Annotated in this window: 10 protein-coding genes; 9 read left to right on the forward strand and 1 reads right to left on the reverse strand. The window is 57.9% G+C overall.

Annotation, left to right across the window (positions count from 1 at the left end; translation table 11 throughout):
- The first annotated feature begins 587 nt into the window (after positions 1-587).
- From GPK89_RS00140 to GPK89_RS00150, 3 genes are all read left to right on the forward strand, one after another.
- Positions 588-1,427 (forward strand): ParB/RepB/Spo0J family partition protein, encoded by an 840-nt coding sequence (locus GPK89_RS00140; RefSeq protein ID WP_430750589.1) that lies wholly within the window; start codon positions 588-590, stop codon positions 1,425-1,427.
- 68 nt (positions 1,428-1,495) lie between these two features.
- Entirely contained in the window at positions 1,496-1,846 is a 351-nt protein-coding gene (locus GPK89_RS00145) for a hypothetical protein (protein ID WP_215690506.1), read from the forward strand.
- A gap of 379 nt (positions 1,847-2,225) precedes the next feature.
- Positions 2,226-2,939: an LPXTG cell wall anchor domain-containing protein gene (locus GPK89_RS00150; RefSeq protein WP_215690508.1), complete on the forward strand. Its 714-nt coding sequence runs from the start codon at positions 2,226-2,228 to the stop codon at positions 2,937-2,939.
- Between the two features lie 83 nt (positions 2,940-3,022).
- Here GPK89_RS00150 and GPK89_RS00155 read toward each other — a convergent pair whose 3' ends face one another.
- Positions 3,023-3,277 carry a hypothetical protein gene (locus GPK89_RS00155; RefSeq protein WP_215690509.1) on the reverse strand — a complete coding sequence of 85 codons (255 nt, stop codon included), beginning with the start codon at positions 3,275-3,277 and terminating at the stop codon, positions 3,023-3,025.
- Between the two features lie 535 nt (positions 3,278-3,812).
- Here GPK89_RS00155 and GPK89_RS00160 point away from each other — a divergent pair.
- From GPK89_RS00160 to GPK89_RS00185, 6 genes are all read left to right on the forward strand, one after another.
- On the forward strand, positions 3,813-4,571 hold the full coding sequence (locus GPK89_RS00160) for a GntR family transcriptional regulator (protein WP_215690510.1): 759 nt from the start codon (positions 3,813-3,815) through the stop codon (positions 4,569-4,571).
- 207 nt (positions 4,572-4,778) lie between these two features.
- Positions 4,779-5,840 carry an aldose 1-epimerase family protein gene (locus GPK89_RS00165; RefSeq protein WP_215690511.1) on the forward strand — a complete coding sequence of 354 codons (1,062 nt, stop codon included), beginning with the start codon at positions 4,779-4,781 and terminating at the stop codon, positions 5,838-5,840.
- Between the two features lie 10 nt (positions 5,841-5,850).
- Positions 5,851-7,032 carry an amidohydrolase family protein gene (locus GPK89_RS00170; protein ID WP_215690512.1) on the forward strand — a complete coding sequence of 394 codons (1,182 nt, stop codon included), beginning with the start codon at positions 5,851-5,853 and terminating at the stop codon, positions 7,030-7,032.
- Between the two features lie 62 nt (positions 7,033-7,094).
- Positions 7,095-7,895, forward strand: coding sequence for an SDR family NAD(P)-dependent oxidoreductase (locus tag GPK89_RS00175; protein WP_215690513.1), 801 nt, complete (start codon positions 7,095-7,097; stop codon positions 7,893-7,895).
- A gap of 21 nt (positions 7,896-7,916) precedes the next feature.
- On the forward strand, positions 7,917-8,978 hold the full coding sequence (locus GPK89_RS00180) for a uroporphyrinogen decarboxylase family protein (RefSeq protein ID WP_215690514.1): 1,062 nt from the start codon (positions 7,917-7,919) through the stop codon (positions 8,976-8,978).
- A 25-nt stretch (positions 8,979-9,003) separates the two neighbouring features.
- A partial coding sequence (locus GPK89_RS00185; protein WP_215690516.1) for a serine dehydratase subunit alpha family protein occupies positions 9,004-10,272 on the forward strand: 1,269 nt, incomplete at its 3' end.

A 10,272-nucleotide genomic window follows, 5' to 3' on the forward strand; every position in this document is an offset into this window, starting at 1 on the left:
CGGGAAAAGGTGTTATCCATAAGGTTATAACTTTAATGATTTAACTTTATTATACCATAAGGAAATAGAATTGCAAGACGTTTTATTTTAAAAAAGAAAATTAGCCCCTTGAGATTTCATCACCTTCCGAGAGGTGTTGTCGGGTGTTATTAAAGCCCCGGAAACCCTTGAAAATACGCCAATTTATCCATGCGAAGGCGTTATAGGCTGTTATCGAACATTACCGCATTTTTATGGCCTCACGGACGCTCGTGAGGGAAAAATTAAGGGCAAAACACAGGGAACGACAAGAGAATGAAGTGGCAAAGAGAAATGTCGTGATGTGTGCCAGGCTCCGCCGGAGCCTCCCCTGTGCGAAGCCGGACAACTGAATATAGCGGCTCTTGTGAGCCGATGGATTGACGGACATTAGTATTTCTGCTGATGTCCGTTTTTCTATGCCCAAAATCAGATGCGAAGGAGGTTCCGGGCTGGGCCTCCTTTTTGCGTCTCAATGGAGGTGAGAAGCATTGAGCGACAAGCCCGCGTCACCTGCCAGGGGACGAAAGAAAACTGCCCCGCCTGCCCAGCAGCCACCCCAGGAAGAAGTGGTGGTCCGCCTGCCACTGGCGGACCTTTATCCATTCCCGGACCACCCTTTTCAGGTACGGGACGATGAGGAAATGCGGGAGACAATCCAGAGCGTCAAAGAGTATGGCGTGATTGTTCCTGCTATTGTGCGGCCCCGCGAGGAAGGCGGCTATGAGATTGTGGCCGGACACCGGCGCAAATACGCCTGTGAGCAGGCCGGTCTGGATACCATGCCGGTTCTGATCCGCAACCTGGACCGGGACGCTGCCACCATCATCATGGTGGACAGCAACCTTCAGCGGGAGAATATCCTGCCCAGCGAAAGGGCCAAGGCATACAAGATGAAGCTGGAGGCCATCAAGCGGCAGGGGGCACGAAACGATTTAACTTCGCCGAAAATTTCGGCGAAGTTGAGAAGCGATGATGAGATCGGCCAGCAGATGGGGGTCAGCGGCGATACCGTCCGCAACTATATTTCCCTGACGAACCTGGTCCCGGAGCTGATGCAGATGGTAGACGAGAAAAAGATCGCCCTTTCACCCGCCTACCAGATTGCAGCTCTCAAGCCGGAGGAACAGCAGATGCTCGTCACCACAATAGATTACGAGCAGGCCACCCCTTCACTCTCCCAGGCCCAGCGGATGAAGAAATTCAGCCAGGCCGGGCGGCTCAATGAGGACAATATGCTGGCAATCATGTCCGAGGAAAAGAAGCCGGAGAAATTTAGTCTGACCTTTGACGGGGACCGCATACGCAAGTATTTTCCAAAATCCTATACGCCCCTGCAAATGGAGAACACCATCATCAAGCTGCTTGAGGCATGGCAGAAGAAACGCCAGCGCAGCCAGGAGCGGTAAAACCGAATACACACAACCCACCGGACAATCCATTTGCCCGGCTTTTTCATTTTCACAAGGAGGTATCCATGTATATAAACACTTTCAAATACACACCGGCAGATGTGGACTGCAAACTTTGCACCGAGTATGTCAAGAAATTTGGCTGCACCGCCTGCGGCTGCCCCTGGATGGCCGAGCGCATCGAGGCGGGTGTTGTGGGCTATGCAGAGGTGGTCCGGCAGATGTTTCCCCACGACAAGCGCCTGATGGCCCGCCTGGAACCGCTGATCCGGGATTTTCCCGGTATGCTCTGGCAGGATGAGCGCCACCGTCAGCGCATGGAGGGTGTGAAAATCCACCTGGGCCACAGCAAACGCCGGGACACGCCTGCTTTCTTTGCGGTCATGTTCCTGTTCACTTCCGATGAGGACATTTAGTTGAGCCTTTAGAGGGGACACCAGAGCGTGAGCTAACGGAAAGTATTGCTATCGACACGGAAAATTTGAGTGAACTTGATACAGTTGAGTATGTGAAAAAAGCCCAAGTCGGAGATATAATCAAAGTATGCTATTTGAAAGAATATAGCGATATTAGTAATGGCGTGATTGCTGTTTACGAGATTATCCCATTAGAGAAAACCAAATAGTCCACCACTTTATGGAATGAGGGTATCCCGGCGCGGTAGAGGCTGGAACGGTCAGAGCGGTCATTAAGGTCGATGACAAGGAAACCAAGTATCCCGTTGAGGCCCACACCGGAACCCTTACCATCCGTGGTGTTACCAAGGCCGGTTCCACCACGGAAGTGGTTTCCAGCGTGACCCAGCCGGTCAGCAGCGTGACCGCTGTCCTGCCGAAAGACACGGTCTATACGGTCAATGACAGCGATGTCAAGGTGGTTGACGGTCGGCCCTCTCTGCTGGTGGATGAGATCGTCTCTACGGATAACTCTGCCAGCGGCAGCGATTACCGCGGCGTGCTGGTGGACAAGGCGGTAAAACTTGTCGGTGAGGGCTTCCAGAACGTGGCGACCCAGGCAAAGTATCTTGACCTGGTGGATGCTGCCAACGGAAACACCTGGATCCAGACGGACAGCAATGTCACCATCTACTGGCCGTATCCCCAGGGCACCGACGCCAATACCAAGTTCCGCCTGGTGCATTTTGACGGTCTGGACCGTGAAATGACTGCGGACGAGGTCATGGATGCCATCAACAAGAACGAGCCTGTGGTCGTGAAAGACCTGGTGACCGATCAATACGGCATCCGCTTCGAGACGGACAGCTTCTCTCCCTTTGTGCTGGTGTGGGACAACACCCAGACCACGACGGTTACGGAGGAAGATGACCATCCCGACATCGCCGAGGCCATTGCCAACGGCACCTGGGGCCAGCCCACGCCGACTCCCGCACCCGCAGTGGTGCCGCAGACCGGTGACAACATGCCCGTCATGCTGCTGGTGATTCTGGCAGTGGTTGCTGCAGGCGCGATCGTTGTGCTGGTGGTCGTGCGCAAGCGCAACCGTCACTGAGCACTGCGCCCGGGACAACAGGGCCATAGCATAAAATAAAACTCCCCGCTCATGAGTTTTTTGTTTGTTGAAAATGGGGCGGATCAGCGCAGGCAGGCTCTGGCACGTTCCAGATCCTCCCGCTTGACATAGATGGTGTAAGTCCAGGAATCCGCCGCGCTCTGCCCAAAGGTTCCGGAACGCTCGCGGGTGCCGGCGGAAAAGACGGAGGGCGAGGTCCGACTGTGGGAGGCAACATGATACTCGATGCCGGCCTGCTCAAGGGCGGCGGAGACTTTCTGGCTTTGCTCCAGCGTGCCGCAGACAGTCAGCTCGCTGCGGTTGAAAACGGTGATCATCGGCAAACTCCTTCCTGTTTATGGCTGGCGGTGCTGTGTAAGGTGTGCTCGGCATGCTGAGAGAAAACCGGGACCCAGCGGCACTCTGCCGGGCAGCTATGACGGCTGCTGGCTCCGGAACGGGGCGGTTTTGCCCATAGTTGGATTTATGACCTTGCCAACGCCGCGGCACCCCGAAACACTCTTACACATATTGTACGCTGCAAAAAGATTCTTTTTCTCAGTATAGCAGGACCGGGGCCTGGAATCAATGATCTTTGACGCGAAGCGGCGGCCTGCGGGGAACGTATTGTGTGACGGGTTGCATACAAAAAGACACGGGATTTTCACTGCCCGATACGGGACGGGTTTTGGAGGCAACGGGAGAGGATCAGCGTCTTGTACAAACGGGCGGAAATTGCCCAAAAACCGGAAAATCGCGGGGGATAGAGCTGTAAAAATACGTTGATATGTTGACAGTGGGGTAAAAATAGCGTATGCTATAAATGGAATGTATTGGAATAATACATAATGAGTATATGTCAGTAGGACGAGCATGGATCTGAACGAGGCGCGCTTCAAACTGAATAAAGACATCCCGATCCCGCTGTACTACCAGGTGAAGCGTATGGTCTTAAATGAGATCGCCAACGGCAACCTGAAGCTGGGAGACAAACTGCCGGCGGAGATCGAATTCTGCGAAAGCCTTCAGATCAGCCGTCCCACGGTCCGCCTGGCCCTCAATGAGCTGGTGGCGGAAGGTATCCTGGTGCGCAAAAAGCGCAGCGGCACCTTTGTGGCCGAACCCAAAATCGCCCTGGAAATCAACCAGAGTGTGGAAAACTTCCAGCGCCTGATGCTGAACAGCGCCCGGGAATGCACTGTCGAGGTGCTGGACCTGTGCGTGGTGGATAAGATCGAGGAGATCAACCAGCACCTGAACCTGAGTAGCAGCGAGGACCTGATCTACCTCAAACGCCTGTGGAAAGTGGGCGAAACCCCCATTGTGTACAATGCGACCTATCTGCCCTCCACCCGTTTTTCCATGCTGCTGGACAAGGATTACTCGGAACTCAACCTGTTTGAGATCCTGCAGCTGAACTGTGGCATCCATGCCACCAGCCGCCATGTAAAGACCGAGGCGGTCCTGGCCAGCAAGAACGACATTGAACTTTTGGGCATTGAGCGGACGCGGGCATCCCTGCTGTATGTGACCGATCAGGTCAACGACGAACAGGGGCAGCCCATCTGCTGGTCCATCTCCCGGTATCGCGGCGATAAAGTATTCTTGTCTTATCAGACCGAAATCGTCTGAGTAACAGTCCTTCCTGGACAATAAAAAAGAAAGCCTGTTTTTTGTCTTAACCGATAAAAAACAGGCTCTCTTTTTGTGTAAAAGGAAGATTTTCACCAAATATAAAAATAATGTGTTGACATTATGTAATGTTCGCCTATATAATTTTGCTAAAGTTAATAATTACATATTGAAATAAAGTGATGCTTACAGAAAGGAGAACAGGCTTTGAAAACCAAATTGTCCAAGCAGGAGATCCTGGAGCGGGTCGGCACCATGGCACAGCTGGCAGGCATACGGCCCTATGTTCTGCGGGAAGGCAGAAAGAACGGCGTGTCCGCGGCGGACCTGTGGAACGGTTCGGGGCTTTCCATGACGGTCCTGAGCGACCGGGCCTCCGACATTTACTCGGTGACCTATCAGGGGCGTTCCCTCTGCTGGCTGTCCGGCGTGGGCGCTTCCGGACCATGGTTTGCCCACAACGGTCCCTTTGAGTGGGACAAAAACTTTGGTGGCGGCATGCTTGCCACCTGCGGACTGACCACGGCGGGGCTTCCCAGCGCCGACGCGGGGGAGACGCTCAATCTCCACGGCGACATCGCCAACCTTCCGGCGGAGGAAGTAAACTGCCGCACCTTCTGGGAGGGGGACGACTACTGGCTGGAATATTCCTCCCGGACCTACCAGGCAAAACCCTATGCGGAAAACCTGTGCCTGACCCGGCAGATCCGGATGCGGATGGGGGACAACACCATCTACCTCCACGACCGGGTGGAAAACCTGGGCTTTTCCGCCACGCCGCTGATGCTCATTTACCACATGAACTTCGGCTACCCTCTGCTGGACGAGGGCGCCAAACTGTACCTGACCTATCAGGACCGATTCCCCACCTCCGACCTGGCCAGCCAGACGGTGGACCAGATCGGCAGGGTCACGCCGCCGGACAACGGCTACCGCGCCCGGGCATACAACCACACCGTGCGGGCGGACGCAGAGGGCTATGCCTATGCATCGCTCCTCAATGAAGAGCTGCAGCTCGGGGCGACGGTGAAATTCCGTGCCGACACGCTGGATAAGTTCAATCTCTGGAAATGCCTGCGCAAGCGGGACTACGTCATCGGCCTGGAACCCTGCAACTGCCGGACGTGGGGGCGGGACAAGGCCCGGGAACACGGCGACCTGGTCATGCTGGAACCCATGGAGAGCAAGGACTTTTACCTGGAACTCCAGGTCCATGACGGGGCGGAGGAACTCCGCGTCGCAGCCGCCCGCTACGACGGCTGCCTGTGAGGTGAACACCATGATCCGTTTGGAAGAAATTGAAAAGATCCCTCTGATCGATACCCACATGCACCGGGTACACCCCGCACGCGCACCGGAATGGGGTTCGCTGGGCGGCGGATACATCCCCGGGCCGGGCCAGGAGCGCCACGGCCGGCAGACGGTTCTGTACGGCATGATCCTGGAAAAACTCCGCCAGCGTTTTGGCATGGCCGAGGACGCTTCCCCCGAAGAGGTGGAACGGGAGCGCTTTCTCCGGTATGGGAAAGACCCCAAAGGCTACTACGCCGACCTGATAGGGGAGTGCAACGTCGCCATGCACTGCGTGGAGACGGGCAGCCCTATCGGCGGGCCGCTGTATTCCCAGGAGGAAAAAGCCTTTTTCGGCGCATCCATCCCGGAAGAGAAGCAGGCGAACATTGTTCGCATCGACCGCGTCATCGACGGCCTGACCCCGGAAGGGGAGACCTTTGAACAGTATACCCGCCGGTTTCTGGCGGAACTGGACCGGGAGATCCGGGATCAGAAGGCCGTGGGGCTGAAATCCTGCGCGGCGTACAGCGAAGGCGGCCTGGATGTCCGCCCCGTGGAGGGGGGCGAGGCCGGGCAGGCCTATGACCGGCTCCGGGCGGGAAGCGCCCGGGCGGGGGATGAGCGCATCCTGCGCAGCTGGCTGCTGATGGAAAGCCTTCAGGCCGCAGAGGAAAAGGACCTGCCGGTCCAGTTCCACACCGGACACGGGGGCGGCAGCTGGATCGATTTTCCCACCATGAACCCGCTGTGCCTGGTGGAACTGCTGAAAGACCGCAGGGTCATGAACCGTGTCCGCATCGTGCTTCTGCACGGCGGGCATCCCCACGAGGAGGATACCAGCTATCTGACGGCACAGTTTGCCAATGTCTACACCGACTTTTCCGGGGCTTTTTATCTCAGCAGCCTGAAAGGCGTCGAGCGCATGGCGGCGTTGCTGGAACGCGCACCCCTGGATAAGGTGATGTACGGCAGCGACGGGGTCATGTTCCCGGAAATTTCGTGGTTTGCCCACGGGCGGTTCCGGGTACAGCTCACCCGCCTGCTCAACCGCATGATCGAGGAGGGCTGCCTGACCGAGCCGCGGGCGCGGCAGGTCGCCCGGATGATCTGCTTTGACAACGCGCTGGACTGCTATCCGGCGCTGCGCCAGAGGGTCGGGGCGGTGTAAAGCCGCCGGTTTGAATTCGTCTATGCCCCGCCAATGGGGAAAAATACAGGAGGTAATGAGAAATGGATTTGGGTTTGAAAGACAAAGTCGTCGTTGTTACCGGCGCCAGCAAGGGAATCGGCCTGGCGACTGCCAGACTGCTGCTGCAGGAGGGCGCCAAGGTCGCCATCTGCTCTGTGACCGAGAGCCATCTGCGTGAGGCGGAGCAGGAACTCAGCCGTCTGGGCGCCGTTTACGCCGAAGTAGTGGACATGACCCAGGAACAGAGCGTCTACGCCTTTGCCGATCATGTTGTGGAAAAGCTCGGCCCCATCGACAGCTGGGTCAACAACGTGGGCGCGCAGCTGACCAAAGGTCCCGACGAGGAGGAGTACTCCGACGCTTTGCTGGAAAAGATCTACGGCATCTGCTTCAAGGCTGCGGTGTTCGGCTGCCAGGCTGCTTTCCGCTCCATGAAGCATCGCGGCGGTTCCATCGTCAACATCAGCTCTCTGGGCGGCCGCTGCCCCACCACCGGCGCAGCTACCCTGTACGGCCCCCTCAAGGCCGCGACCAATATGCTGTCCGTCACCATGGGCGGCGAGTATGCGGCATACGGCGTCCGTGTCAACACGGTCATGCCCGGCTACATCATGACCGAGTTCAACACCGATCACACCACCGATGAAAACATGAAGCACATCTGCGCGGGCACGCTGCTCCAGCGCCCCGGCCAGGTGGACGAGGTCGCCATGCCCATCGTCTTTATGTGCGGCAAGGGCTCCACCTTCATGACCGGCGCTTCGGTGGAAGTTTCCGGCGGCCGCGGCATCACGCTCAACCCGGATTACTCCTTCCGTCAGCGGGAGAAGAAAAAGGACTAAGGAAAAAAGGAGGCATTCTGCATGACGGCGACACAGCGCATCCGCAGCATGCTGGACGGCAGCCCGGTCAAGGAGATCGGCGCCTGCGGCTGGCTGCATACCATCGGGGCGGACCGGGATACCGCGGAGGTCTTTTCCTCCGCCATCATCAAAATGACCGATTACAGCAAATGGGACTTCATCAAGGTCATGCCCAACGGCGTCTATAACCAGGAGGCCCACGGCTCCGACATCGAATATTTCTCCGGCCCGCTGTCGGTGGAGGACCTCAAGGCCAAGCGAGTGTTCCAGTTCCACCGGTACCTGATCAACAGCGTGAAGGACATGGAAGCATTCCCGGTGCTGGACGTCTCGAAAAACGCGGTGTATCAGCGTGAGGTCAACGTGGTCCGGGCGCTGGCGAAGCATTACCAGGGGACGGTGCCGGTCATTCCCACCATCTTTACCCCGGCGCACTGCATCCCGGAATTCTGCGGCGGCATCGAACAGGCCCGCTATTACATGGACAATCACCCGGAGGCGGTGGACGCCATGCTGCGCGCTCTGGTGCAGACCGAGCTGCAGCTGGTGGACGCCTATATCGAGGCGGGCGCGGACGGCTTCTTCTTCGCCCAGCGGTACAGCAACGCCGATATTCTCAGCGAGCAGGAGTTTGAACGCTTCTGCCGTCCCTATGACGAGATGCTTCTGGCCCGGGCCCACGGGCGCACCTGGTTCAACATGGTGCATGTCCACGGCGCCAAAAACTTTTTCTGGGATCAGTTCAAGACCTACGACGTGCAGGCCCTCAGCTGGGAGAACACCCCCCAGCAGATCCCCGAGGAGGAGCGCTCCACCGTGGCCAAGGTCCGCGCCGTCACCGACAAGATCCTGATCACCGGTACGGACCAGTTCCATGACTTTTACGGCAACCGTCAGGAGGTGCTGGACCGTTTCCGCCGCAGGGTGGAGCGGGCGGCGCAGGAATCCGGGGACAACCGCCTGATTTTCGCCCCCGGCTGCTCTCTGCCTCTGGATATTGACGAGGAAACTGTCCATCTGCTGCGCGTGGCCGCGGATGAGTACAACGCAAAAAATGCCTGAAACAATCAAAAGTCGGAGAAAAGCTATGATAGATGAACGATCTTACCTTGCCGTGCTGCATGAGGAACTGGTCCCCGCGCAGGGGTGCACCGAACCCATTGCCCTTGCGTATTGCAGCGCGCAGGCCAGGAAAGCCCTGGGCACCGACCCGGAGAACATCCGTGTCCTGGCCAGCGGAAACATCATTAAAAACGTAAAAAGCGTGGTGGTGCCGGGGACCAACGGCCGCAGGGGCATCGAGACCGCGGCGGTGTTCGGCGCCCTGGCCGGCGACCCGGAGAAAAAGCTGGAGGTTTTGACAGGAATGCCCGCGGACCGGTGCAGAATGGCGGAGGAGTTTCTGGAACACCCGGAAAAATGCACGGTGGAACACCTGAAAACCGATGCCAAACTGCATATGATCGTGGAGGTGTGCGGAGGCGGCCATGTGGTGCGCGCGGAACTCAAAGACCGCCACACCAACATTGTGCGCATTGAAAAGGACGGCGAGGATATTTTCCGCGCCTGCCCGGCGGAGTCTCTGCAGGAGCACTACACCGATCGTTCGTTTATGCGGCTGACCGACATTCTCCGCTTTGCCGAGACGGTGGACATTGAGAAGGTCCGCGACTGCATCGAGCGTCAGATCGCCTGCAACGAGGCCATCTCCAACGACGGCCTGACCCATGTCTACGGCTCCAATGTGGGCAAAATGCTGCTGGAGACCTGCGGCACGGGTCTGTGGACCCAGATCAAGGCTGCGGCCGCGGCGGGCTCCGACGCCCGGATGAGCGGTTCGCTGCTGCCGGTGGTCATCAATTCCGGCTCCGGTAACCAGGGCATGACGGTGTCCCTGCCGGTCATCGTGTTTGCCAAAAACCGGAACATTCCCCATGAAAAGCTGATCCGGGCGCTGGTTATCAGCAACCTGACGGCCATTCACCAAAAGACCCGTATCGGGCGGCTTTCCGCCTACTGCGGCGCGGTAAGCGCGGCGGCGGGCAGCATTGCGGGCATTGCCTGGCTGGACGGCGCGGACGATGAGCGCATTGCCCAGGCGGTGAGCAATACCCTGGCCAACGTGTCCGGCATCCTGTGCGACGGCGCCAAGCCCTCCTGTGCCGCCAAGATCGCGGCCGCCCTGGACGCCGCCCTGATGGGATACGAGCTTGCCAAGGCGGGCTGTTCCTTCCGCCCGGGCGACGGCATCGTCAAGGACGGCATCGAGGCCACCATGGCGGGCGTGGGCGACATTGCCGGCAAGGGCATGGTCGAGACCGATGAGCGCATCATCGACGTGATGATCGCAGGCGAT

The organism is Gemmiger formicilis, assembly GCF_018784445.1.
GTDB lineage: Bacteria > Bacillota > Clostridia > Oscillospirales > Ruminococcaceae > Gemmiger.

Excerpts from the sequence above, each read along its gene's own strand:
- GPK89_RS00145 (WP_215690506.1), top strand. The coding sequence starts at position 1,496 with ATGTATATAAACACTTTCAAATACACACCGGCAGATGTGGACTGCAAA.
- GPK89_RS00155 (WP_215690509.1), bottom strand. The coding sequence starts at position 3,277 with ATGATCACCGTTTTCAACCGCAGCGAGCTGACTGTCTGCGGCACGCTG.
- GPK89_RS00160 (WP_215690510.1), top strand. The coding sequence starts at position 3,813 with ATGGATCTGAACGAGGCGCGCTTCAAACTGAATAAAGACATCCCGATC.
- GPK89_RS00170 (WP_215690512.1), top strand. The coding sequence starts at position 5,851 with ATGATCCGTTTGGAAGAAATTGAAAAGATCCCTCTGATCGATACCCAC.
- GPK89_RS00175 (WP_215690513.1), top strand. The coding sequence starts at position 7,095 with ATGGATTTGGGTTTGAAAGACAAAGTCGTCGTTGTTACCGGCGCCAGC.
- GPK89_RS00180 (WP_215690514.1), top strand. The coding sequence starts at position 7,917 with ATGACGGCGACACAGCGCATCCGCAGCATGCTGGACGGCAGCCCGGTC.